This window comes from Curtobacterium sp. MR_MD2014, from assembly GCF_000772085.1.
In the GTDB taxonomy this organism is placed as follows: Bacteria; Actinomycetota; Actinomycetes; order Actinomycetales; family Microbacteriaceae; genus Curtobacterium.
Map to the genome: position 1 here is coordinate 81,365 of NZ_CP009755.1, position 23,149 is coordinate 104,513.

The 23,149-nt window shown below is 71.6% G+C and carries 24 protein-coding genes; 16 read left to right on the forward strand and 8 right to left on the reverse strand.

The features are described from left to right. Positions 1-82: 82 nt before the first annotated feature. From NI26_RS00405 to NI26_RS16340, 3 genes are all read right to left on the reverse strand, one after another. Positions 83-1,420: a uracil-xanthine permease family protein gene (locus NI26_RS00405; RefSeq protein ID WP_066651306.1), complete on the reverse strand. Its 1,338-nt coding sequence runs from the start codon at positions 1,418-1,420 to the stop codon at positions 83-85. Between the two features lie 56 nt (positions 1,421-1,476). Continuing rightward, positions 1,477-1,689, reverse strand: a complete 213-nt coding sequence (locus tag NI26_RS00410; RefSeq protein WP_066651307.1) for a hypothetical protein — start codon at positions 1,687-1,689, stop codon at positions 1,477-1,479. Between the two features lie 307 nt (positions 1,690-1,996). Continuing rightward, positions 1,997-3,457 carry a P-loop ATPase, Sll1717 family gene (locus tag NI26_RS16340; RefSeq protein WP_144411184.1) on the reverse strand — a complete coding sequence of 487 codons (1,461 nt, stop codon included), beginning with the start codon at positions 3,455-3,457 and terminating at the stop codon, positions 1,997-1,999. A 140-nt stretch (positions 3,458-3,597) separates the two neighbouring features. On the opposite strand from NI26_RS16340, the gene NI26_RS00415 reads away from it, so the two are divergent. Both NI26_RS00415 and NI26_RS00420 read left to right on the forward strand, forming a co-directional pair. Continuing rightward, complete coding sequence (locus NI26_RS00415) at positions 3,598-5,562, forward strand: M13 family metallopeptidase (protein ID WP_066651308.1); 1,965 nt, start codon at positions 3,598-3,600, stop codon at positions 5,560-5,562. Beyond that, positions 5,562-6,581 carry a serine hydrolase gene (locus NI26_RS00420; protein WP_081984526.1) on the forward strand — a complete coding sequence of 340 codons (1,020 nt, stop codon included), beginning with the start codon at positions 5,562-5,564 and terminating at the stop codon, positions 6,579-6,581. The genes NI26_RS00415 and NI26_RS00420 overlap by 1 nt, the downstream gene beginning before the upstream one ends. Positions 6,582-6,638: 57 nt before the next feature. Here NI26_RS00420 and NI26_RS00425 read toward each other — a convergent pair whose 3' ends face one another. Then, a complete protein-coding gene (locus NI26_RS00425; RefSeq protein WP_066651309.1) occupies positions 6,639-7,331 on the reverse strand; it encodes a DUF4232 domain-containing protein in 693 nt (230 codons plus the stop codon). Positions 7,332-7,435: 104 nt separating this feature from the next. Between NI26_RS00425 and NI26_RS00430 the strand changes: the two genes are divergently transcribed. Beyond that, positions 7,436-7,714, forward strand: coding sequence for a hypothetical protein (locus NI26_RS00430; RefSeq protein ID WP_066651311.1), 279 nt, complete (start codon positions 7,436-7,438; stop codon positions 7,712-7,714). Positions 7,715-7,765: 51 nt separating this feature from the next. Here the strand turns inward: NI26_RS00430 and NI26_RS00435 are convergent, their stop codons facing one another. Both NI26_RS00435 and NI26_RS00440 read right to left on the reverse strand, forming a co-directional pair. Further along, a complete protein-coding gene (locus NI26_RS00435; protein WP_235426408.1) occupies positions 7,766-8,239 on the reverse strand; it encodes an NUDIX hydrolase in 474 nt (157 codons plus the stop codon). After that, a complete protein-coding gene (locus NI26_RS00440) occupies positions 8,194-9,516 on the reverse strand; it encodes a glutamyl-tRNA reductase (protein WP_066657578.1) in 1,323 nt (440 codons plus the stop codon). The genes NI26_RS00435 and NI26_RS00440 overlap by 46 nt, the downstream gene beginning before the upstream one ends. A 122-nt stretch (positions 9,517-9,638) precedes the next feature. Here NI26_RS00440 and hemE point away from each other — a divergent pair, with 122 nt between their 5' ends. From hemE to NI26_RS00505, 13 genes are all read left to right on the forward strand, one after another. Then, positions 9,639-10,769 (forward strand): uroporphyrinogen decarboxylase, encoded by a 1,131-nt coding sequence (gene hemE, locus NI26_RS00445; protein ID WP_066651313.1) that lies wholly within the window; start codon positions 9,639-9,641, stop codon positions 10,767-10,769. Next, positions 10,766-12,094, forward strand: a complete 1,329-nt coding sequence (locus NI26_RS00450; RefSeq protein ID WP_066651315.1) for a protoporphyrinogen/coproporphyrinogen oxidase — start codon at positions 10,766-10,768, stop codon at positions 12,092-12,094. The genes hemE and NI26_RS00450 overlap by 4 nt, the downstream gene beginning before the upstream one ends. Before the next feature lie 98 nt (positions 12,095-12,192). After that, complete coding sequence (locus tag NI26_RS00455; RefSeq protein ID WP_066651317.1) at positions 12,193-12,447, forward strand: hypothetical protein; 255 nt, start codon at positions 12,193-12,195, stop codon at positions 12,445-12,447. Next, on the forward strand, positions 12,444-12,878 hold the full coding sequence (locus NI26_RS00460) for a phage holin family protein (RefSeq protein WP_066651323.1): 435 nt from the start codon (positions 12,444-12,446) through the stop codon (positions 12,876-12,878). The genes NI26_RS00455 and NI26_RS00460 overlap by 4 nt, the downstream gene beginning before the upstream one ends. Positions 12,879-12,912: 34 nt before the next feature. Then, positions 12,913-13,143 carry a DUF3618 domain-containing protein gene (locus NI26_RS00465; protein ID WP_066651325.1) on the forward strand — a complete coding sequence of 77 codons (231 nt, stop codon included), beginning with the start codon at positions 12,913-12,915 and terminating at the stop codon, positions 13,141-13,143. Between the two features lie 72 nt (positions 13,144-13,215). Then, positions 13,216-13,989, forward strand: a complete 774-nt coding sequence (gene hemQ / locus NI26_RS00470) for a hydrogen peroxide-dependent heme synthase (protein ID WP_066651327.1) — start codon at positions 13,216-13,218, stop codon at positions 13,987-13,989. After that, entirely contained in the window at positions 13,986-15,218 is a 1,233-nt protein-coding gene (locus NI26_RS00475; RefSeq protein WP_066651329.1) for a ferrochelatase, read from the forward strand. The genes hemQ and NI26_RS00475 overlap by 4 nt, the downstream gene beginning before the upstream one ends. Then, the gene (gene hemC / locus NI26_RS00480; protein ID WP_066651331.1) at positions 15,215-16,291 is read left to right on the forward strand and encodes a hydroxymethylbilane synthase; all 1,077 of its coding nucleotides are present in this window, start codon (positions 15,215-15,217) and stop codon (positions 16,289-16,291) included. Before NI26_RS00475 ends, hemC begins: the two co-directional genes overlap by 4 nt. Positions 16,292-16,411: 120 nt before the next feature. Further along, the gene (locus NI26_RS00485; RefSeq protein WP_066651333.1) at positions 16,412-17,182 is read left to right on the forward strand and encodes a uroporphyrinogen-III synthase; all 771 of its coding nucleotides are present in this window, start codon (positions 16,412-16,414) and stop codon (positions 17,180-17,182) included. Continuing rightward, entirely contained in the window at positions 17,179-18,234 is a 1,056-nt protein-coding gene (hemB, locus tag NI26_RS00490) for a porphobilinogen synthase (RefSeq protein ID WP_268746766.1), read from the forward strand. The genes NI26_RS00485 and hemB overlap by 4 nt, the downstream gene beginning before the upstream one ends. Then, positions 18,231-19,592: a glutamate-1-semialdehyde 2,1-aminomutase gene (gene hemL, locus NI26_RS00495; protein ID WP_066651335.1), complete on the forward strand. Its 1,362-nt coding sequence runs from the start codon at positions 18,231-18,233 to the stop codon at positions 19,590-19,592. Before hemB ends, hemL begins: the two co-directional genes overlap by 4 nt. A gap of 141 nt (positions 19,593-19,733) precedes the next feature. Beyond that, on the forward strand, positions 19,734-20,912 hold the full coding sequence (locus NI26_RS00500) for a sensor histidine kinase (protein ID WP_066651337.1): 1,179 nt from the start codon (positions 19,734-19,736) through the stop codon (positions 20,910-20,912). Next, the gene (locus tag NI26_RS00505; RefSeq protein WP_081984528.1) at positions 20,909-21,568 is read left to right on the forward strand and encodes a response regulator; all 660 of its coding nucleotides are present in this window, start codon (positions 20,909-20,911) and stop codon (positions 21,566-21,568) included. The genes NI26_RS00500 and NI26_RS00505 overlap by 4 nt, the downstream gene beginning before the upstream one ends. Before the next feature lie 3 nt (positions 21,569-21,571). Here NI26_RS00505 and NI26_RS16715 read toward each other — a convergent pair whose 3' ends face one another. Together NI26_RS16715 and NI26_RS00515 are read right to left on the reverse strand one after the other, a co-directional pair. Further along, positions 21,572-22,462 carry a L,D-transpeptidase gene (locus tag NI26_RS16715; protein WP_066651339.1) on the reverse strand — a complete coding sequence of 297 codons (891 nt, stop codon included), beginning with the start codon at positions 22,460-22,462 and terminating at the stop codon, positions 21,572-21,574. An 84-nt stretch (positions 22,463-22,546) separates the two neighbouring features. Further along, positions 22,547-23,125: a hypothetical protein gene (locus tag NI26_RS00515; protein ID WP_066651342.1), complete on the reverse strand. Its 579-nt coding sequence runs from the start codon at positions 23,123-23,125 to the stop codon at positions 22,547-22,549. Positions 23,126-23,149: the final 24 nt, after the last annotated feature.

Consider the following 23,149-nt stretch of genomic DNA (forward strand, 5'->3'; position numbering starts at 1 on the left):
CGCGCAGGACCGGACCGCGGACGGAACGGACGGGAGGCCCGTGGCGGGGTCGCCACGGGTCTCCCGTCCGGTGGTCCCGGCGTCAGTCCGCGCGCGGCTCTGCCGGGATCGCCCCGGTAGCGGCGCGCGCCTCGTCCGACGCGCGGGGCGTCGCCGGGTCCGTCCCTCGGGCCCGTCCGACCAGGTCCATCAGGTGGTAGACGACGATCGCGGCGACCGTGCCGACGATGATGCCGCCGAAGGTCGCGCCGCCGAACGAGAACGTGAAGTCGGCGATGCCCATGATCAGCGCGATGCCGGCGGTCAGCTGGTTCTTCGGCTTGGCGAAGTCGACGCGGTTCTCGACCCAGATGCGGATGCCGATGACGCCGATCAGTCCGTACAGGGCGGTGGTCGCACCGCCGAGCACCCCGGCCGGCACCGAGGAGATGACCATGCCGACCTTCGGCGACAGCCCCAGCAGGATCGCGACGATCGCGGCGACCCAGTACGCGGCCGTCGAGAAGACGCGGGTCGCGGCCATCACGCCGATGTTCTCGCCGTAGGTCGTGGTGGCGGAACCGCCGCCGGCACCGGCGAGCACGGTCGAGACGCCGTCGGCGAAGAGCGCGCGACCCGTCAGCGGGGTGAGGTCACGGCCGGTCAGCTGTCCGACGCCCTTGACGTGACCGACGTTCTCGGCGACCAGGGCGAGCACGACCGGCACGAAGCCGAGGTAGATCGCGAGCTGGCCCGGGTCGAAGGCCGGGGCGGTGAAGGTCGGCAGGCCGATCCACGGGGCCGCGCTGACCGTCGACAGGTCGACCTGGCCGGAGAGCAGGGCGGCGACGTAGCCGACGAGGACGCCGATGACGATGGACAGGCGACCGAGCAGTCCCTTGAACAGCACCGTGACCAGGATGATCGCCGCGAGGGTGATCAGCGCGACGACCGGGGCCTTCGCGAAGTTGTCGCGGGCGGCCGGCGCGAGGTTGAAGCCGATCAGGGCGACGATCGCTCCCGACACCACCGGGGGCATGAGGCGGTCGATCCACCCGGCCCCGGCGAGGTGCACGATCGCGCCGACCAGGGCGAGCAGCACGCCGACCACGATGATCCCGGACAGCGCGAGCGGGATGCCGCCGATCTTCGTCGCGGCGCCGATCGGGGCGAGGAAGGCGAACGACGAGCCGAGGTAGCTCGGCAGCCGGTTGCCGGTGATCAGCAGGAAGAGGATCGTGCCGACGCCGCTGAAGAGCAGGGTCGTCGAGGGCGGGAAGCCCGTGATGAGCGGCACGAGGAAGGTGGCACCGAACATCGCGACGACGTGCTGGACGCCGAGCCCGATGGTGCGACCCCAGGAGAGGCGCTCGTCCGGCGCCACGATGGTCGAGGAGGAGACGGTCGCGCCGTCACCGTGCAGCTTCCAGCCGAGTCCCATGGCAGCACCGTAGCGGCTGCGCGGCTCACGGTGCGGGCTCGCGGGTCCCGCTGGTGCTAGTGCCCGCCGGTGTCCCCGCCCCGCGACCCCTCGCGACGCCGGACGACGAGGGTCCCGATGCCCTGCACCACGAAGAACACGGCGGAGGCGGCGAGGAGGACCGCCACGGCGACCGCGCCGGCGGACAGCCCCCTCGCGACGAGCTGCACGACCGCGACCGTGAGGAAGACGCCACCCATCACGATGACGACGGGGTTCGGCGCGACCAAGAACCGGCGACCACCGTTGACATCCGCAACAGACCGAGAGCGTGCCCGTGCCACCGCGTCGGGCAACCGACCCGCGCGCCGGTCTGCAGCTCGTCGGCCCGCACGCATTATGAACGCGACGGTGCTACCGATCACGATCGCCGCTGCGTGTGCGACCGGTGTCGGTGTCTGCAGCGATCCTGATACGAACAGGACTGCGAATCCCGTTCTTCAACCGCCCAGCGGTCGCTAGCCACTCGCGACGGGCACGCCCGAGACCAAAGCTTTCATTCAAGTCACGCCATCTGTACTACGTCGCTCTTGTCTATCACCCAACCAACCCAAGCGCTTCCTTCAAGCCGCGGTGCGTCTTCAATTCCGTAGAACGAGAATCGAATTTTTCCCGCGGATCCTTGTATTGCCATATCCAATGGGAGCCCCCTCCAGCACCGCCTGGACGGAGGTAGCCGATCACCGAGAAGCGAAATAGGCCCTCGAGAACAACTTCTGGGCTTGCTCCGGGAATTCGCTCCTCGAGAGCTGTCCGGAACTCTTCCGCCGTGAACGACTCCGCTCCAACTGCTTGAATGACTTTCAAGTAATCCTTATACTCTGGTATATGCTTCTTCACCTCGTCGTCGAGTTCATCAAGCAGGTAGCGAGAGTAGTTTGTACGGGCTTCGGTTATGTCGGCGTTGGTAATCATAGTGCTAACTGGTTCGCCTTGTTTGTGAGAATCCAATATCTCGTTACAGAATTGAATCATATCGCGTGGACGCAGGTATGTTCTATCCGTGATATGCGCGAGCTTGGTCTGACGCCGCGTCATTCTCTCACCCTCGTCGAATATCTCTTCCCAGCTCACTTCGGGCTTACTCTCGGTACCGAGCACCTCTCCGAACCTGCTCTCCATGAGAGTCTTGAGATTCACTACTCCAGAGTCAGGCTCCCACTGCAACAGATATGAATCACCCCTGATGCGATTTCTATCCTCGAAGGAGAGGGACTCGAAAATGTCGTCTCTGAGGAAAACCACCGGATTGCAGCGGATTTGCGCATCTTTGGCTGCGTGGAACAACTCACGAGCGGCGATCAGCAACCCAGCGATGCGGTCGTGGTAATGGGGATCTGAGGTAGAGAATCCGTGGTCAAGTTGATCAAAGCAAACAAAATACTCGACATTCGGATTCATCGCTGCAAATAGATTTTGCTGAATTTGCGCGTTCACCGCTTGAATGTGGATCGGTAGGCTTTCCATTGAGACCCGATCGGCACCGAAATTTGCAAAACCTAAATTGACTCCGCCCTTCCATCGCAAGGTGTACTGCGGATTGAAGAGCTGGTTCAGGCCTGGACGGATGGAACCGTAGGAGTCGATCATGAAGTCTTCTAAAGCGGCCAGCGCGCTCATCACTGACTCGTTCTCTGACCAGAAGCTTTTGCGCGCGGCTTCTAGGATTGTCTGAGTGAGTCCAAGAAGAATCAAGTACTTCCAGCTGTGTACATACCGTCGCTCCGCAGGAACCCCTACTTCTTCTTGTAGCGAGTGGTGATACCAGGGATAATCTTCGAAGCTGTACCCGCTCGCGGAAACGTCGTTGCCTGATTCTCGAACAAGCCGCTTAAAAATTGCCGTTTTACCGGCGCCCTTTCGACCGCGTACAAGATTCTTGCGGTGTGAGCGGACTGCGCGGTAAGCAGGGTGGTCTTCGAAACAGTCCTTCAGGAGCGCATCGCCATCGGCGTCGGTACCTCCGAAGCTGTCCACGCGGTCGAGCCCGGTCTTCATAGGTGGTGCCCCCTTCATCCATTGCCAAGCTAGCGTCGATCCGTCATAGCGGCCAGCCCCCGCACTGCTGTCTGTGCGTTGCGTCGTTGCCCCTGCGCTCGCTCCGCGCGGGCGCGGCCCCGATGGCTATCGTGGAGCGCATGACCGACGTCGCACGCACCTCAGGGATCCACACCGACGAGCTCGACCCGGCCGTCCGCCCGCAGGACGACCTCTACCGGCACGTGAACGGGACGTGGATCGCGCAGACGCCGATCCCCGACGACAAGGCGCGGTACGGCTCGTTCACCGTGCTCGCCGAGGACGCCGAGGTCGCCGTGCGCGAGATCGTCGAGCGCTCCCAGCAGGCCGCACCCGGCACCGAGGAGCGCAAGGTCGGTGACCTGTACACGTCCTTCACCGACGAGGAGCGGCTCGAGGCCCTCGGCACCGGACCGATCGACCCGCTGCTCGGCGAGATCGACGCCGTCGAGACCACCGACGACGTCATCGCGATGGTCGGACGCTTCGAGCGCCTGGGCCTGCCCGGCTTCGTCCAGCTCTTCGTCGACAACGACCCGGGTGACCCGGAGTCGTACGTCGTCTTCCTCGAGCAGTCCGGCCTGGGCCTGCCCGACGAGTCGTACTACCGCGAGGAGCGCTTCGCCGACATCCGGTCGAAGTACCGCGAGTTCGTCGCGTCGATGTTCCCGCTCGCGGGCTTCGCCGACGCCGGACGGAGCACCGAGGCCGTCATCGCGCTGGAGACGGCGCTCGCCGCGGCGCACTGGGACAACGTGACGACCCGCGACAGCCAGAAGACCTACAACAAGATGACCTGGGACGAGGTCGCCGCGCTCGCGAACGGCGCCGACCTGCACCTGTGGTGGCAGGCGATCGGCGCCCCGGCCGGCGCCTTCGACACCGTGGTCGTACGCGAGCCGTCGTTCATCACCGGCCTGGCCGAGCTCCTCCGCTCCCAGCCGCTCGACGCGTGGAAGGACTGGCTGCGCTGGCAGGTCATCCGCGGCTCCGCGGCGTACCTGACGAGCGCGATGTCCGCCACGAACTTCTCGTTCTACGGCACGGCGCTCACCGGTGCGCCGAAGCAGCGCGAGCGCTGGAAGCGCGGCGTCTCGCTGGTCGAGGGCGCGATGGGCGAGGCCGTCGGTCGCATCTACGTGCAGGAGCACTTCGACGAGACGTCCAAGGCCGAGATGGACGACCTCGTCGCCAACCTGGTCGAGGCGTACCGGCAGAGCATCACCGCGCTCGACTGGATGACCGACGAGACCCGCGCCCGTGCCCTCGACAAGCTCGACAAGTTCACGCCGAAGATCGGCTACCCGGTGACGTGGCGCGACTACTCGGCCCTGTCGGTCAGCCCCGACGACCTGATCGGCAACGTCCGGGCCGTCGCGAGCTTCGCGGTCGACCGCGAGCTGGGCAAGATCGGGAAGCCGATCGACCGCGACGAGTGGTTCATGACCCCGCAGACGATCAACGCGTACTACAACCCGGGGTTCAACGAGATCGTCTTCCCGGCGGCGATCCTGCAGTTCCCGTTCTTCGAGGCGTCGCGCGACGCCGCCGCGAACTACGGCGCGATCGGTGCCGTCATCGGGCACGAGATCGGCCACGGCTTCGACGACCAGGGCTCGCAGTACGACGGGGACGGCCGACTGCAGAACTGGTGGACCGAGGCCGACCGCACGGCGTTCGAGGAGCGCACGAAGGCCCTCATCGCGCAGTACGACGCGCTCGTGCCGACCGAGGTGCCGGACGGGCACGTCAACGGCGCGCTGACCATCGGCGAGAACATCGGTGACCTCGGCGGGCTGTCGATCGCGTGGAAGGCGTACCTGCTGTCCCTCGACGGCCAGGAGCCCCCGGTCGTGGACGGACTGTCCGGCGCCGAGCGCTTCTTCCTCAGCTGGGCACAGGCCTGGCGGATGGCGATCCGTCCGGAGGAGGCAGCGCGTCTGCTGAGCATCGACCCGCACTCGCCGAACGAGTTCCGCTGCAACCAGATCGTGCGGAACATCGACGGCTTCTACGAGGCCTTCGGCGTCACCGAGTCGGACACGATGTACCTCGACCCGGCCGAGCGCGTCGCGATCTGGTGATGACCGAGCCGGACGCGGCTCCGTCGTCCGAGCCGAGCGCTGACCACAGCGGGACACCCAGCGCTGCGCCGGGCGAGACGCCGGGCGCCGACACCGGTGCCTCCCGCCGTCCCCGCCGCCGACACCAGGTCGGCGGCGGGAACGGCGCTCGTGCGCGCGGACGCCACCGTGGCGGGGCCGACGAGCGGTTCGGCGCGACGGTCGACGCCCTCGGTTCGATCGCCCGTGACGGTGCCGCCGTCAGCGCGTCGATCATCGACACGTCGACCGGCAAGGCCCTGCTCGCCGTCGACGACACCCTGGTGCAGCCGGTCGCGAGCCTCGGTCGCGTGCTCCTGCTCATCGAGGTCGCCGCGCAGCTCGAGGACGGCCGGCTGCACGGCGACCGGCTCCAGCGGATGGCACGGGACACCGCCACCGGTGCCGGGCTGTGGCAGTTCCTGCAGGAACCGACGATGCAGGTGCCGGACCTGGCGACCCTGGTCGGGGCGACGGCGGACGCGTGGGCGATGAACGCACTGCTGTCGACGGTCGGCATCGACGCGGTGCGGCAGCGGGCCGAGGCGCTCGGCATCGACCGCACGGCACTCATCGACCGCGTGCGGGACCGGCGCGGTCCCGACGACGCCCCCGACGCCTCCGTGGCGCCGGCAGGCGAGCTCGCCTGGCTGATGCGCGGCCTGGCCCTCGGCGAGGTCGTCGACGAGGCGGTGTCGAACCGGGTGCTCGGCTGGCTGAGCCTGGCGAGCGACACCACGCTCGTGGCGGGCTCGTTCGGCCTCGACCCCCTGGCGCACCGTGCGCTGGACCACGGGTTGCAGGCCGTGGTCGTCACCGGCTCGTCGACCGGCGTCCGCGCCGAGGCCGGCATCCTCCGGGGACCCGGCTCGTCGGTGAGCTACGCGGTCACGGTGACCTTCGACGACGCGACACTGCAGCGGCGGCTCGCGGTCGTCGAGGCCCTGCGCACGATGGGCACCGAGGTGCTCGAGGCCGTGCACACCCCCGCCCGCCGCTGACCAGCACGGACGAGCACGGACGGGCGGGCGCCGACGGGCGCCGGCGGGCGCGACGGCTCAGTCGGCCGCCTGCCCCTCGGGCACCAGGCCCTGCACGCTGAGCAGCCCCGCGTCGGTCGACCGGCACGCCGTGATGCCGGAGTCCCGCACGAACAGTGACTCGGTCGACCCGGGCGGGTACACGCGGAACCCGTCCGCGGACACCGGGTCGCACGTCGCCGTCGGGTAGTTCTCCGCCTGGGTGATCTTCAGCGGTGCGACGGCCACCGCGCCGGGCGCCAGCGTCACGGTCGGGTGCGCCGATGCCTCGTCACGGGTGGCCGGGGCGCCGATCTGCTCACCCGAGCCGCCGCCGACGAAGGAGACCCCGGGCCACCCCTGCAGCGTGCAGGTCGTGGAGCCGGTGTTGCGGAGCGCGAGGTGCACGTACGTGCTGCCGGCGGCCCCACCGCTGCCGGACTCGACGCTGCCCGACAGCGATCCGGTGGTGCACCGGCCACCGTCGCCGCCGGACCCGCCACCCGCCGAGCCGCCCGAGGACGAGGACGACGCCGACGACGAGGACGCCGCCGACGACGAGGACGGAGCCGAGGTCGCGGTGGAGGGCGACGAGCCCCCGGCCGACGCGGTCACGGTCTGAGTCGCCGTCGGCGCCGGGTCCGGGCCGCCCGACGAACAGCCGGAGAGCGCGAGCGCGAGCACGGCCCCGGTGCTCGCGAGGACGATGGCGGAACGTGTGCTGCGGTGCATGCCTCGACGCAACACCCGCCGCGGTCCTCGGGACTCGGTGAGCGTCCAGTCGTCACGGGCACACTCGCGTCACAGCCAGGAACACGAGCGACGGAGGTCGGAACATGGCAGGCAAGCACGAGCAGGCACGCGGCGAGGACGGTCGGGCGGACGGCGTCGACTCCCGCGCCGGCGCCTTCACCGACAGCGAGATCCCGGGCGATCAGCACGTCGAGTCGCACGAGCCCGCGGGAGAGTTCGTCTCCAGCGACATCCCCGGCGAGACGCGGCCCCAGGGCGCGGGCGGCGCGGACGAGGGTGAGTACGTCGAGTCGGACATCCCCGGCGAGGCCGAGCCCACGCCGGACGGCGAGGCCGGGCACTACGTCGACAAGGACGAGTGAGGCGCCGAGGGGCACCGGTCGGAGCTGACCGGATCCTCAGGCGTCAGGACCTCAGTCGACCAGATCGGCGGCGACCAGCCGGCGGAGCGTCTCGACGCCCGCCGGCGGGCACCGGTCCGCGTCCGACGAGGTGACCCACTCCACCTCGTCCACCTCTGCGGAGGCGACGGGCGAGGCGCCATCGGCGGTGCCTCCCGGCCGGACCCGGAACAGGGCCATGGCGACCATCGTCCCCTCGCCCTGGCCGTGCGCGGCCTCGGTCACCGTACCGAACGGCTCGAGGTCCGCCTCGGTCAGGTGCAGCCCGGTCTCCTCGCGCGCCTCGCGGATCGCGGCTTCGACGTCGGTCTCGTGCGGCTCCGCCTTGCCGCCGGGCAGGTAGAGCACGTCGCGTCCGCGGGCGCGCACCATCAGGACCTGCCGGTCACGGACCAGCAGCAGCGCGCTGACGCGCAGCGTGCGGGGGACTGCCGGGAGGCTCAGCTCGCGTCCGCCTCGCCGGTGCGGTCCGTCGAGACGGGGCACTCGGGCGCGGTGCGCTCCGCGAGCGGCACGATCGGCGACGGCAGCTCCGCCTCGGGCTCGGGGTGCACGCCGAACAGGGCGTCGAGCGCCCCGACGAACTCCTCGCCGCGACCGGCGCGACCGAGCTCACGCGCGCGCACCGAGGGGCGGTGCAGCAGGACCCCGACCAGGTGCCGGAGCGCCCGTTCGGTCTGCTCGACGGACTCCGGGTCGCCGTCGCGACGCTTCGCGCGGTCGATCTCGTCGTCGAGGATGTCGAAGACGTGCTTGCGGAAGGCCACGAGCGCCGGCGTGGTCGACTGCTCGAGTGCCTGCGCACGGAAGCGCGACACGGCGTCGTCGACCATCTGACGCGCCTCGGACTCGGCGTTCAGCTCGGCGATCGGCGCGTGGATGCTGATCGTCTCGAGGTCGAGCAGCTCGACGCCCTCGACGTGGGCCGCGTCGGGGTCGACGTTGCGGGGCAGCCCGAGGTCGATGACGATGCGGCGCTGGCCGTCGGCGAGGTCGGCCGGTTCGACGACCGGGACCTCGCTCGAGGTGCAGGTGATGACGACGTCGCTCGTGCCGATCGCCTGGCGCAGGTCGGTCGCGGCGACCAGGTCGTGCTTCGCGGCGAACCAGGGCGCGCGGCCGGACGGCGAGAAGACCTGGATGTTGGCGGCGCCGCGGTCGCGCAGCGCGGCGATGGTGGTGGCCGCGTAGCTGCCGGTGCCGACGAGCAGCACGCGGGTCCGGGCCCAGTCGGTGATGCGCGACGAGGCGAGCTCGAGCCCGAGACGGACCAGCGACCGGCCGGCGGCACCGATGCGGGTGCGGGTCTTCACGCCGCGGGAGGTGTGCGCTGCCTCCTGGAACAGGCGCTCGAGGTCGGACGTCGTGGTGCCGTTGGCGCGGGCGTCCTCGAGTGCCCGGCGGACCTGGCCGGAGATCTCGGTCTCGCCGACGACGACGGACTCGAGCCCGCTGGACACGGCGAACAGGTGCTGCACGACGTCCCCGCCGCCGAGCACGCTGACGGAGTCGAGGACCTCGGCGGGAACGAGGTCGCTGGCGGTGGCGACGGCGTCGACGGTGGCCGACACGGCGGAGTCACGATCGTCGCCCGCGATGTCGAGGTAGGCCTCGAAGCGGTTGCAGGTGGCGAGGACGACGGCTCCGTCGAGCACGTCGGAGTCCGTCACCAGACGGCTCGCGGCGGTCGGTGCGCCGATGCTCAGTCGCTCCAGGAGGTCGAAGCTGGCGTTGCGGTGCGACGCCGTGAGACAGATGAGCACGTCTTCCATCGTAACTCGCGCTCGGGCCACCGGCTGTTCGCCCTCCGCGTGCACAGCAGACTGTGCGGTGGCGCCCGTGTCCGGGGCGGGTCGTGCTCGGCCGCGGATGGGACAATCAGTGGGTGACCTCCGCCGCACCCGCCGCCCTGCCCGACAGCCACCCGCTCGTGACCGGCAGGACCTCGGGGTCGCCGCTCGTCCGGGCGCTCCGTGGGGACCGTCCGGAGACGCTGCCCGTGTGGTTCATGCGGCAGGCCGGCCGGTCGCTGCCGGAGTACCGGGAGCTGCGGGTCGGCACCGCGATGCTCGACGCCTGCCTCGACCCGGCGCTGGCGTCCGAGATCACCCTGCAGCCGGTCCGTCGGCACGGGGTCGACGCCGGCATCTTCTTCAGCGACATCGTCGTGCCGATCAAGCTCGCGGGCGTGGACGTCGAGATCGTCCCCGGTCGTGGCCCGGTGCTCGGGTCCCCGATCCGCACGGCGGCCGACGTGGACGCGCTCGCCCCGCTCGACCCGGGTGCCCTGGCGCCGATCACCGAGGCCGTGCAGCGCACCGTCGCCGAGCTCGGGGACACCCCGCTCATCGGCTTCGCGGGCGCACCGTTCACGCTCGCCGCCTACCTGGTCGAGGGCGGCCCCTCGAAGGACCACATCCGCGCGCGCACGCTCATGCACAGCGACCCGGAGACCTGGGCACGGCTGCTCGACTGGGCCGCCGGCGTCTCGGGCGCCTTCCTCCGTGCGCAGGTGACAGCCGGTGCCTCGGCCGCGCAGCTCTTCGACTCGTGGGTCGGCTCGCTCTCCCGCCGGGACTACGTCGCCTCGGTGGCCCCGCACTCGGCGACGGCGCTGTCGCACGTGGCGGACCTCGGTGTCCCGCGCATCCACTTCGGCGTCGGCAGCGGCGAGGTCCTGCACGAGATGACGACGCTCGGCGACCCGTCGGACGCCGTCGCGGTCGACGCCGTGGGTGTCGACTGGCGTGTCCCGCTCGACGAGGCCGTCCGTCGCGTCGGCACCGGCGTCACCGTGCAGGGCAACATCGACCCCGCGATGCTCGCCGCCCCGTGGGAGGTGCTCGAGGCCCACGTGCGCGACGTCGTCCGCCGTGGCGGCGCTGCCCGTGCGCACGTGGTCAACCTGGGCCACGGTGTCCCGCCGGAGACCGACCCGACCGTGCTCACCCGCGTGGTCGAACTGATCCACGGGCTGGGCGACGGCCGGGGCGACGGGACCGGAGCCGCGGCGTGACCGACGTCGTCGTGGTCGGCGGTGGGGTCGCCGGCCTGGTCGCCGCCCGTGACCTGGCCGAGGGCGGCGCGCACGTCGTGCTCGTCGAGGCCGGGGAGCGCCTGGGCGGGATGATCCGCCGGCACACCGTCGCCGGGCTCGACCTCGACATGGGCGCGGAGTCCTTCGCGACCCGCACCGACGCCGTCGAGCGGCTCGCGATCGAGCTCGGCCTCGGGAACGACGTCGTGTCGCCCGACCCCCGCGGTGCGTGGCTGATGACCCGCGACGGCCGGACGGCCCCGATCCCGCAGACCGGCTTCCTCGGGATCCCGGGCAGCCCGATGGCCGCCGACGTCCTCGCGGTGGTCGGCCAGGGCGGTGGCCTCCGCGCGCAGATGGACTCGCTGCTGCCCTCGCCCGTCGGTGCCCGGGCACAGTCGCTCGGTGCCCTCGTGCGGAAGCGCATGGGGGAGCGCGTGCTCGACGACCTGGTCGTCCCGGTCGCGGGCGGCGTGTACTCCACGCACCCCGACCAGCTCGACCCCGACCGCGTGGCCCCGGGGCTCCGTGCGGCCCTGCAGCGTGAGGGCTCCCTCGCCCGCGCCGTGCTCGCCCTGCGCTCCCGGTCCGCCGCGGGCTCGGCGGTGCAGGGCATCCGCGGTGGCATCGCCCGGCTCGTGGACGAGCTCGTGGCCGACCTCGAGACCCACCGCGTCGACGTCCGGACGGGCACCCGCGCCACCGCGGTCGAGCGCTTCGCCGTCGAGACCGTGGCAGCGGACGGCACCCGCGAGCGCCTGCCCGCACAGCACGTCCTCGCGTCGACGGCCGACCCGGGCCGGACCGCGGCGGCCGACCGCACCGGCATCGAGCTCGTCACCCTGGTCGTCGACCAGCCCGAGCTCGACGCCGGTCCGCGCGGGACCGGGATGCTCGTGCACCCGGAGGCCGCCGGGGTCGGGGCGAAGGCCCTGACGCACGCGACGGTGAAGTGGCCCTGGCTGGCCGAGGCGGCCGCGGGCCGCCACGTCCTGCGGCTCAGCTACGCGACCGCACCCCACGATCCGGTGACCGGTGACGACGGGGTGGGGACGAGCCTCCCGGTCGACCCGGAGGACACCGTCGGCGCCCGCGCCGTCCGGGACGCGACCGCGCTCCTGGGCGTCCCCGTGACCGCGGACCGTGTGCAGGGCGCCGTCCGCGTCCGCTGGTACGGGCCGGACCTGACCGCAGCCGGCTTGGCCGAGGGGGTCGTCGGCATCGGCGAGACCTCCTCCGGCCGCGGTCTGGCGGGCATCGTCGCCGCGGCCCGGGCGTCCGCTGCACGCATCCTGGAATCCTGAGCGGACCGAGGAGCACCCGAGGGCTACTGTGGACCAACGCCGGACGTATTCCGTTCGGCGCATGACCACCGCACACCCTCAACAACGGAGGATCGCACATGCGAGGCAAGCTCCTGTTCGTCGCCGGCGCCGCACTCGGGTACGTCCTGGGATCGCGAGCCGGACGGGCGCGGTACGAGCAGATCAAGACCGTCAGCGGCAAGATCTGGAACAACGGCAACGTCCAGAAGGGCGTGCACCAGGCCGAGGAGTTCATCCAGGACAAGGGCCCGGACGTCGCCGAGTTCGTCGGTGAGCAGACCAAGAAGGTCGTCCGCAAGGTCAGCCAGAAGAAGGACTCGACCACCTCATGACCGACACCCGCGACCGCAAGTCGCGATCGTTGTTCGGTCTGGTCGGGGACATCCCGAAGCTGGTCAAGAACCTCGTCAAGGGCGAGATCGACCTGCTGAAGGCCGAGATGATCGCCAAGGCGAAGGTGTTCGGCCTCGCCGCCGGGCTCCTCATCGGCGCGCTCGTCATCGTGCTGTACGCGATCGGCGTGCTGCTGACCGCTGCCGTGATGGGCCTCGCGACCGTGATGCCGGCGTGGCTCGCAGCCCTGCTGCTCGCCGTCGTCATGCTCATCGTGGCCGGCATCCTCGGCTTCGTCGGCTGGAAGCGCTTCAAGAAGGGCCTGCCCCTCACCCCGAAGCGCACGATCGACAGCGTCAAAGACGACATCAACGCCGTGAAGGGCATGGGCAACAAGCCCGGCCAGCACGACCGGATCACCCGCTCCTGAGCGGGACGACCGACACCCCCACCGGAGGACCCCTGTGACCGATCAGCACGACGACCTGGCGAACCGCGTCGCGGCGACCCGCACGCAGCTGTTCGAGACCCTCGACGCCATCGAGGACAAGCTCAACGTCCCGAAGCAGCTCGGCATCGCGGCGTCCAGGGTCAAGCAGGGGATCGACGAGAAGCCGGTGCCGTACCTGGCCGGCCTCGCAGCCGGTGTGGCGGTGGTCGGGAGTATCGTCGTAGCGGTGCTCCGACGGCGGTAGACCGCCTCTGATCGGTGGTCTCCCGGACGCGGCGCGCAGCCACGACCCAGGCAACCGACAAGACGAGGAACCATGAGCTCCGACGTGCACGCAGCCACGCACGAGAACGTCCCCGACAACGCCGCCGCGCACGGCGGCAGCCCGGCGCACGAGACCGACCCGGCGAGCGGGATCGACCCGAACCTCCTCACGGCGTACGCGCTGTGGGCCGTGTTCCGGCGTCCGCTCGGGCCGATCCACCGCGTCGGTGACGACGCCGTCGCCGAGCTCGACGCCGCGGTCGCCCGCGCCGCCGACCAGGGCGTGACGATCCGCGGTTTCTACGACGTCTCCGGCTTCCGGGCCGACGCCGACGTCATGATCTGGCTGCACGGCGACGACGCACAGGCGATCCAGGCCGCGCTCCGCGACCTCCGTCGCACGGCGTTGTTCCAGGACGCCGAGCCGGTCTGGCACGCGATGGCCATGCACCGCGAGGCCGAGTTCAACAAGCGCCACACCCCGGCGTTCCTGCGCGGCAAGGACCCCGAGGCCTGGATCACGGTGTACCCGTTCGTCCGGTCCTTCGAGTGGTACCTGCTGCCGGAGGAGGAGCGCTCGAAGATGCTCCGCGACCACGGCATCGCCGGCGCGAAGTACCGCCGCGTGCTCACCAACACGATCGCGACCTTCGCCCTCAGCGACTACGAGTGGATCCTGCCGCTCGAGAGCCCCGAGCTGGTCGACCTCGTCGACCTCATGCGCGACCTGCGCTACACCGAGGCGCGCCTGCACGTGCGCGAGGAGGTCCCCTTCTTCACCGGTCGTCGGGTGACGACCGCCGAACTGCCGGAGGTGCTGTCGTGACCGACACCAGCCAGATCACCAACGGGAAGGTCCTCGCCGCGACCCCCGCCGCGGCGGACGGCCCCGAGCACGTCGAGGTCCCGACCGCGTACGACGCGATCCTGCTCGCCGGCTTCGGCGGCCCCGAGGGCCAGGACGACGTCATCCCCTTCCTCCGCAACGTCACCCGCGGCCGCGGGATCCCGGACGAGCGTCTGGAGGAGGTGGCGCACCACTACCGCCACTTCGGCGGCGTGAGTCCGATCAACGCGCAGAACCGCGCGCTCAAGGCGGCGCTCGAGGGCGAACTCGCGAAGCGCGGCATCGACATGCCCGTGCTCTGGGGCAACCGGAACTGGGCGCCCTACCTCGAGGAGGCCTTCACCGAGGCCGCCGACAAGGGCTACACCAAGCTCATCGCCATCGCGACGAGCGCCTACTCGTCGTTCTCGAGCTGCCGCCAGTACCGCGAGGACTACGCCCGCGTGCTCACCGAGACCGGCCTGATCGACACGATCCAGGTCGACAAGGTCCGCCAGTTCTTCGACCACCCGGGCTTCGTGCGCCCGTTCGTCGACGGCGTGCGCGACGGCATGGCCCGCGCGATCCGCGAGAACGAGGGCCTCGACGTCGCGACCGAGCTGCACATCCTCTTCTCGACGCACTCGATCCCGTCCACCGACGCGGCGAAGTCCGGCCCCGATTACCGGGGCTTCGACGAGCACGGCGCGTACGAGGCCCAGCACCTCGCCGTCGGCGAGGTCGTCCTCGAGCAGGCCTGGAACGAGCTGCTCGAGCAGCCGGAGTTCGCGCACCTGCAGGGCACGTCGAAGCCCGCGTGGAAGCTCGTCTACCAGTCGCGGTCGGGCCCCCCGACGCAGCCGTGGCTCGAGCCCGACATCAACGACTACATGAACGAGGAGCTGAAGGGCGGCCAGACCCGCGCGGTGCTCATCGTCCCGCTCGGCTTCGTGAGCGACCACATGGAGGTCATGTGGGACCTCGACGAAGAGGCCACCGAGACCGCGGGTGAGCTCGGCTTCTGGTCGCTCCGCACGCAGACGCCCGGCGTGGACCCGGCGTACGTCGCCGGCCTCGTCGACCTGGTGCTCGAGCGCGTCAACGGCACGCCGACGACCGAGCGTCCGCACCTGACCGACATCGGCCCCTGGTACGACGTGTGCCGTCCGGGCTGCTGCGAGAACGTGCGCGCCGGGTTCAAGCCGGCCGCGGCCGGGGTCGCCCCGTGACGGACGCCGACAGCGCGACGCCTTCCGACGGCCCGGCCCCGATCCGGCTCGGCACCCGTGCCAGCCGACTCGCGGTCGCGCAGTCGCAGGACGTCGCCGACCGTCTCGCCACGGCGGCGGGGCGTCCGGTCGAGCTCGTCACGGTGACGAGCGAGGGCGACACGAACCGCGCCTCGCTGGCGAGCCTCGGCGGCACGGGCGTCTTCGCCAGCGCCCTGCGCGAGGCCCTGGTCGCGGGCGAGGTCGACGTGCTCGTGCACTCACTGAAGGACCTGCCGACCGCTCCGTACGAGGGGCTCACGATCGCGTCGGTCCCGAAACGCGCGGACGCCCGTGACGTCCTGGTCGCCCGGAACGGCGCAACGGTGGAGACCCTGCCCGAGGGCGCGAAGGTCGGCACGGGCTCACCCCGCCGCGTCGCGCAGCTCAGGGCGAAGCGTCCCGACCTCGACGTCGTCGACATCCGCGGGAACATCGACACCCGGCTCGGCCGCGTGGACGACGACCTCGACGCCGTGGTGCTGGCCGCCGCCGGCCTCGGCCGGATCGACCGACTGGACGCGGCGACCGAGCTCCTCGACCTCGGCTTCTGGCCGAGCGCTCCCGGCCAGGGAGCACTCGCGGTCGAGGTCCGGGCGGACGAGACCGACAAGGGCCTGCTCGCTGCGCTCCGCAAGCTCGACCACGCCCCGACGCGCCTCACGGTGACGGCCGAGCGCGAGGTCCTCGCGAAGCTCGAGGCCGGATGCTCCGCCCCGATCGGTGCCACGGCGGTCGTCGATGCCGAGCTGCTGCTCGTGTCCGCGACGGTCTACCGCCCGGACGGTTCCGAGTACCGCACGGCGTCGCACGCGGCACACCTCGACGGGTCCGCGCAGGACCGTCTCGACGAGGCGCTCGAGGTCGCCGGTCGCGTGGCCGCCGAGCTCCTCGAGAACGGTGCCGCCGAGCTGGCGGACCTGGCGTCGACGGTGTCCGGTGCCCCTGCCGAGGGCGACCACTCCGCCGGGCCCGGTCTCGCCACCCCCGCCGCCGAGCAGCCGGCGGACGACAGCTCCACGTCGACGGCCTAGGCGGTCACCACGGACGACACCGCTCGCGTCGCGGACGAGGCACGGCCCCCGGTCGTCCTCGTCCCGCGCGGCGGTGCGTGGGGGGACGCGGTCGCCGCCGCGGCCCGGGAGCGCGGGCTCGTGCCCGTCGTCGTCCCGCTCATCACGGACGCTCCGCCCGCCGACCCGGCGGACCTCGACGCGGCGCTCGTCCGGTTCGCAGACGCCGCGCTCGCCCCGTCCGTCGACCGCGCGTCGGGACCGTCCGTCGTCGACGCCCCGGCCGGGAGGCACGACACACCACCCGCGGTCGGCACGCGTCCCGGGGGAGCCGGCTCCGGAGCCCCCTGGCTCGTCGTGACCAGTGCGACGGCCGTGCGCGTGGTCGCCGGGCGCGTGCCGCGCCTCCCGGCCGGCGTCCGCGTGGCCTGCGTCGGCGACGCGACCGCGCGTGCTGCCCGGCAGGCGGGGTGGCCGGTCGACCTGGTGCCGGACGAGGAGTCCGCCGCCGGGCTCGCCGCGGCCCTGCCGACGGACGCCGGACCCGTGCTGTTCCCCCGATCCGAGATCGCCGCGACCACCCTGGTCGACGCACTGCGCGCCCGCGGCATCGCCGTGTCGGAGGTGGTGGCGTACCGTACCGTGGGGACGGGCCACGATCCGATCGTCCTCGACCCCCCACCGGACGCCGTGCTCGTGACGAGCGGGAGCGTCGCCCGACAGGTCGCAGCGCGGATGACCCCGCTCGACCCGAGCACGCACGTCGCGTGCATCGGACCGTCCACCGCCGACGCCGCCCGTGCCGCGGGACTCCCCGTGCACGTGGTCGCCGCCGCTCGGTCCGCCGAAGCCCTGCTCGACGCCGTCGTCGAGACCCTCCACCCGAACCCCAGAACAGGAAGGTCATCGTGACCGGACGCTTCCCCCAGGTCCGCCCCCGTCGACTGCGGGCCACCCCCGCCATGCGACGACTCGTCGCCGAGACGCGGATCCACCCCGCCGAGCTCGTGCTGCCGATGTTCATCCGCGAGGGCGCCACCGATGCGATCGACATCTCGAGCATGCCGGGCGTGCAGCAGCACTCGCTCGACTCGTTCCGCCGGGCGCTGAACGAGGCCGCGGCGCAGGGCGTCGGCGGTGTGAACCTGTTCGGCGTGCCGACGTCGAAGGACGCCGAGGGCTCCGGTGCGACCGACCCCGACGGCATCCTGAACGTCGCGGTCCGCGTGGCGAAGGAGGAGGTCGGTGACGCACTCGTCGTGCAGTCCGACCTGTGCCTCGACGAGTTCACCGACCACGGCCACTGCGGCGTGCTGGCGGCGGACGGCTCGGTCGACAACGACGCGACGCTCCTGCGCTACCGCGACATGGCGGTCGCCCAGGCCGAGGCCGGCGCCGAGCTCGTCTGCATGAGCGGCATGATGGACGGACAGATCGCCGCCGCCCGCGACGCCCTCGACACCGCCGGCCACAGCGGCACCGCGCTCCTGGCGTACTCGGCGAAGTACGCCTCGGCGTTCTACGGGCCCTTCCGCGAGGCCGTCGCCTCGACGCTCGTCGGGGACCGCCGGACGTACCAGATCGACGCCGCCGACGGCCGCCAGGGCCTGCGCGAGGTCCTGCTCGACATCGAGGAGGGCGCCGACATCGTCATGGTGAAGCCCGCGATGAGCTACCTCGACGTCCTCGCCAGGACCGCCGACGTCTCCGAGGTCCCCGTGTGGGCGTACCAGATCTCCGGGGAGTACGCGATGATCACGGCGGCCGCCCAGAACGGGTGGATCGACCGCGACGCCGCGGCGATGGAGGCACTCGTCGGCATCAAGCGCGCCGGCGCGGACGCGATCCTGACGTACTTCGCCGTGGACATCGCACGGAAGCTCAACCAGGAGGCCGGCCTGCGCACGTCCGGCAGCACCGCGGCGGTGTCCGGCGTCGCCTCGACCGGGAAGGCCCCCGAATGACCACCACCGCTTCCACCGGCACCGCTCCGGTGTCGAACGACGAGCTGTTCGGCCGCGCGAAGGACAGCATCCCCGGCGGGGTGAACTCGCCCGTCCGCGCGTACGGCTCGGTCGGCGGCACGCCCCGGTTCCTGACCGCGGCGAACGGCCCCTACGTCACCGACGCCGAGGGGCGGCAGTACGTCGACCTCGTCGCGTCCTGGGGCCCCGCGATCCTCGGGCACGCGCACGCCGGCACGGTCGAGGCCGTGCAGCAGGCGGCATCCCGCGGCCTGTCCTTCGGGGCGTCGACCCCGGGGGAGACCGAGCTCGCCGAGCTCGTGAAGCAGCGCGTGCAGGTCGACGGCGACGGGCCGATCGAGAAGCTCCGCATGGTGTCGACCGGCACCGAGGCGACGATGACCGCCATCCGCCTGGCCCGCGGGTACACCGGCCGCGACCTCCTCGTGAAGTTCGCCGGGCACTACCACGGCCACTCGGACTCGCTGCTGGCCGAGGCCGGATCGGGTGTCGCGACGCTCGCGCTCCCGGGCAGTGCGGGCATCACCGCCGAGACCGCCGCGCAGACCCTGGTGCTGCCGTACAACGACCTCGACGCCGTCCGCGCCGCGTTCGACGAGCACTCCGAGCGCATCGCCGCCGTGATCGTCGAGTCCGCCGCCGCGAACATGGGCGTCCTCGCGCCGGAGCCCGGGTTCAACCGGGCGCTCGCGGAGATCACGCGGGCGCAGGGTGCGCTGCTCATCGTCGACGAGGTCCTGACCGGCTTCCGCGTCGGCCCGGCCGGCTGGTGGGGCCTCGAGGCCGACGGCACCGTCCCGGAGGGCACCGGGTGGAAGCCCGACCTCGTCACGTTCGGCAAGGTCATCGGCGGCGGCATGCCCCTCGCCGCGCTCGGTGGTCGTCGGGAGGTCATGGACTTCCTCGCACCGCTCGGGCCGGTCTACCAGGCGGGCACGCTGTCCGGGAACCCGCTCGCGGTCGCGGCCGGCACCGCCACGCTCCGGGCCGCGACGCCCGACGTGTACGCGCACCTGGACCGCACCGCGGCGAGGATCGCCGACGCCACGAGCGCCGCGCTCTCGGCCGAGGGGGTCGCGCACACCGTGCAGCACGCCGGCAACCTGTTCTCGTTCGCGTTCGTGGAGCAGGCACCGCGGAACTACGACGACGTCCGCGCGCAGGAGGCCTTCCGCTACGCACCGTTCTTCCACAGCATGCTCGACCAGGGCGTGACCCTGCCGCCGAGCGTGTTCGAGGCGTGGTTCGTCACGGCGGCGCACGACGACGAGGCCGTCGGCCGCGTGCTCGACGCGCTCCCCGCGGCCGCTCGCGCGGCTGCTGCCGCGACCGCGTAGGAGTCCCCTCGCAAGACGCAACGTCGGCGGTTCCGCGCAGCGACATCCCGCTGCGCGGAACCGCCGACGTTGCGTTGTGAAGGTCGGGGTGCGGTCGAGCTCGCGCTGGTGCGGAAACCGAGTGACATGTAGTGTTCCAGTGTGCTGAACACGACGCTGTCTTCGTACTTCCGCTCCGCGCGCGCTCGCCGACTCCTCGTCGACCTGGCCGTGACCGTCGCCTTCGCGTGCGTCATCTGGACGTACTCGCTCACGTACGACGGGTCGGTCGACAAGGGGGACCGGGTCGTCCAGACCTGGACCGGTTGGCACCTGGCGATCCCCGCCGTGACCGTCGCCCTGGTCGGGATCCGTCGGTTCGTGCCGTGGGTCGTGCTCCCCGCGCTGCTCGCAGTGGACTGGTACGACCGCTGGAAGTCCATCGGGAGCGAGCCCTTCGGTGTCGCGATGGGGCTGTTCGCCATCGCCAGCGAGCGTCCCTGGCGCCACACCCTCGTCGCGGGCGGTGTGGCGCTCACCGTGCTCGTGGCGTCGACACAGCTCATCGGCCGGACGACACGAGGGTTCTGGACGTGCCTGATCGTCTACACGTTCGGCATCGTCGCGGGATTGGCGGTGCGCCGTGCACAGGCCGCCCGATGGCGGGTGCTCCGGCTCCTCGCACAGTCGCGCATCGAGCGCAGGACGACCCAGCGCGCCGAGGAGCGAGCGGCGCTGGCCCTCGAGGTCCACGACGTCTGCTCCAACTCGCTCGCCGTCGTCAGTCGACTCAGCGAGGTCGCGCGCAGCCGTGTCACGACCGAGCCCGCCGAGGCGATGCGCCTCCTGGACGACGTCGCGCGCGTCGCACGGGACGGCATGACCGAGGTCCGACGGTTCGTCCGACTCGCCGAGAGCGACCCGGTCGACGGCGATGTCCACGCCATGATCGCGCGCGTCCGGGCGGTCGGCGTCCCGTTGAGGGCGACGATCTCGGGGGAGCCGCGGGACGAGCGGGTCGCAGCGACGGTGTACCGGGTGGTGCAGGAGGCCCTGACGAACGTGCTGCGCCACGCACGTCCGGCACGGGTCGACCTCGAGGTCCACCACGACCAGGACGGCGGGGTCTCCCTGCGGGTCCTGAACGACGGTGTGGTCGCCACCGTGCGCGGGGCCGGCCGCGGGACGCGTGGGATGGCCGAGCGCGTGGCGACGCTCGGGGGGAGCCTCCGAGTCGGGCCCGGGCATGAGGACGGCACCTGGTGCGTGGAGGCGGTCGTCCCTCCGCCCGGCGGCGACCTCGCGACCGCCCAGCGTCGTTCGACGGCGGTGGCACGGTGATCCGCGTCCTCGTCGTCGACGACCAGCACCTGCTCCGCACCGGGACCGCGATGGTGATCGGGACGGCGGACGACCTCGTCGTCGTGGGGGAGGCGCAGGACGGGCTCCAGGCCCTGGAACGGGTCGGTGTCCTCCGGCCGGACGTCGTCGTGACGGACGTCCGGATGCCGGGGATCGACGGCATCGAGACCACCAGGCGGATCACGGAGCGCTTCCCGGCCGTCAGGGTCCTCGTGCTCACGCAGTTCGACCTCGACGAGCACGTGTTCGGCGCCCTCGCCGCCGGCGCGAGCGGCTACCTGCTCAAGGAGAGTTCCGCCGCGGAGCTCTGCACTGCGGTCCGGACGGTGGCCGCGGGCGATGCGATCGTGGCGCCTCGAGCGTGCCGACGCCTGGTCGAGACGGTGAAGCCGGCGTTGCTCACGGCCCGCCCGCAGCAGGCTCCGGCCTCGCCCTTCGACGCCCTCAGTGCTCGGGAGCTCGACGTCGTCCGGGCCCTGGCGGACGGGTCGTCGAACGCCGAGGTGGCCCGGTCCCTCTTCATCTCCGAGGCGACCGTGAAGAGCCACGTCGCGAGCATCCTGCGGAAGCTCGGGGTCCGTGACCGCGTGCACATCGTCATCGAGGCGTTCCGCTGCGGGGTGGTCCGGGACTGATCGTCAGGGCAGGACGACGATCGGCGTCCCCAGCGGCAGTGCGTCGAGCTGCGCGACGGCATCCGGTCGGACCCGGATGCACCCGTGCGACACGCGGCCGCGGGGGTCCGGGTTGGCGTGGATCGCGATGAGCCCGCCGTCGGTGCCGGTGTACGGCTCGTCGGCTGCGGTCGCGTGCAGCGAGGTGAGCTGGATCGCCCCGGGCGCCAGCGCCTGCGCGGGGTCCACGTAGCGGGCCTGGAGGTAGCCGCTCACACCCGTCGGCGTCGGGGTGGAGTCCTGTCCGACTCCGACCTCGTGCCGGTGCGATCCCTGCGCTGTCGTGATCGTCATCGACTGCTCCGCCACGCGGACCGTGACCGAGGCGGTGGCTGGCTGCATCGCGGGCAGCTCGTCGGTCCGCGCCCACGCCGCCGTCTGCGCGGGTGCCCCCGACGCACCCGCCGTCGAGGGCAGCATCTGCCGGGCGGGCGTCAGGACGAGCGTCCAGTCGCCGGTCGTGGTCACCGCGGCGACGACGGTCGGTCCCCGCAGGAAGTTGCGCCCGGGGAGCACGGCGACCGGTTCTCCGTCGCGGGCCGCGTACAGCACCAGGTCGTGTTCGAGGAGCCCGGCGTGTGCCGCCACAGCGTCGGGCCCGGGCAGGAGTGCGCCGATGACGGCGTCGTGCACGGCGACCGGCAGGTCCTCGGTGGGCGGACCGGCCGGTGCGGTGCTCGCCTCCGGGGACGGGCTCGGTGTGGGGCTCGGCGGGGACTGGCCCTGCGCGGGCGACGTCGGGTGTGACGGACGCGGGTCCGTGGAGGTGGTGCTGCACGCCGACGCACCGGCCACGAGGGCAGCACCCACCGTGAGTCCGAGGCAACGGAGCGCTGCACGACGGTCGAGGGTCATGGATCGGTCCTTTCGACGGTCCGGGGATCAGCGGTGGGGGGACGGCGGGGCCGCGGCGACGTGGCGCCGCGGCCCCGAGCCGGATCACCCCGCGACGCGCGGGAGCTTGGTCGGGGGCTGGGTGACGCCCTGCTTCCCGACCGGGGCCTTCGGCTTCGAGCTACCAGATCCGGGGGTGCTCTTCCCCGAGTGACGGTCAGGGTTCGCCGCCTCCTCCAGCTCCGATCCGTCGTTCGCGCTGCACCCGGCCGCGAGGAGCTGCCGAGCGCTCTCCGGCGTGATGTGTCCGTCCTTGCCGTACACCGGTGTCGGCTTCGTGCCCTTCGTGCAGGTGAAGCGGTCACCCGCCGGCTGCTGCTGGCGCTGCTGCTCGGACTGCGGCTGCTTCTTCTTCTCCGCGGGCGTGGTCGATCCGTCGTTCCCGCCCGACCCCCGCGCGCCGGACCCGGTCGAGCCCGACTTCCCGCCGGAACCCTTCGTGTCCGGCGTCCGAGGGTCCTTCCGGTCCTGTCCCTGGTTGCCGGTCTGCTGCTGCGAGGTGGTCGGCCGACCGGTCTCCGACCGGTCCGGTTCCCCGTGCGCCGTGAGCGGCGCGAGGACGACCCCACCCACGAGGGCGAGCCCGGCCGACGTGGCGAGGATGGTCTTCTTGATGGTGTTCACGATGTGCTCCGTTCGGTCGTGTCG

What these genes read in the sequence shown, in the direction of transcription:
- hemL (WP_066651335.1), top strand. Translation starts at nt 18,231, where the DNA reads ATGACCACCACCGCTTCCACCGGCACCGCTCCGGTGTCGAACGACGAG.
- NI26_RS00460 (WP_066651323.1), top strand. Translation starts at nt 12,444, where the DNA reads ATGACCGACACCCGCGACCGCAAGTCGCGATCGTTGTTCGGTCTGGTC.
- NI26_RS00455 (WP_066651317.1), top strand. Translation starts at nt 12,193, where the DNA reads ATGCGAGGCAAGCTCCTGTTCGTCGCCGGCGCCGCACTCGGGTACGTC.
- NI26_RS00420 (WP_081984526.1), top strand. Translation starts at nt 5,562, where the DNA reads ATGACCGAGCCGGACGCGGCTCCGTCGTCCGAGCCGAGCGCTGACCAC.
- NI26_RS00415 (WP_066651308.1), top strand. Translation starts at nt 3,598, where the DNA reads ATGACCGACGTCGCACGCACCTCAGGGATCCACACCGACGAGCTCGAC.
- NI26_RS16340 (WP_144411184.1), bottom strand. Translation starts at nt 3,457, where the DNA reads ATGAAGACCGGGCTCGACCGCGTGGACAGCTTCGGAGGTACCGACGCC.
- NI26_RS00430 (WP_066651311.1), top strand. Translation starts at nt 7,436, where the DNA reads ATGGCAGGCAAGCACGAGCAGGCACGCGGCGAGGACGGTCGGGCGGAC.
- NI26_RS00425 (WP_066651309.1), bottom strand. Translation starts at nt 7,331, where the DNA reads ATGCACCGCAGCACACGTTCCGCCATCGTCCTCGCGAGCACCGGGGCC.
- NI26_RS00405 (WP_066651306.1), bottom strand. Translation starts at nt 1,420, where the DNA reads ATGGGACTCGGCTGGAAGCTGCACGGTGACGGCGCGACCGTCTCCTCC.
- hemQ (WP_066651327.1), top strand. Translation starts at nt 13,216, where the DNA reads ATGAGCTCCGACGTGCACGCAGCCACGCACGAGAACGTCCCCGACAAC.
- NI26_RS16715 (WP_066651339.1), bottom strand. Translation starts at nt 22,462, where the DNA reads ATGACCCTCGACCGTCGTGCAGCGCTCCGTTGCCTCGGACTCACGGTG.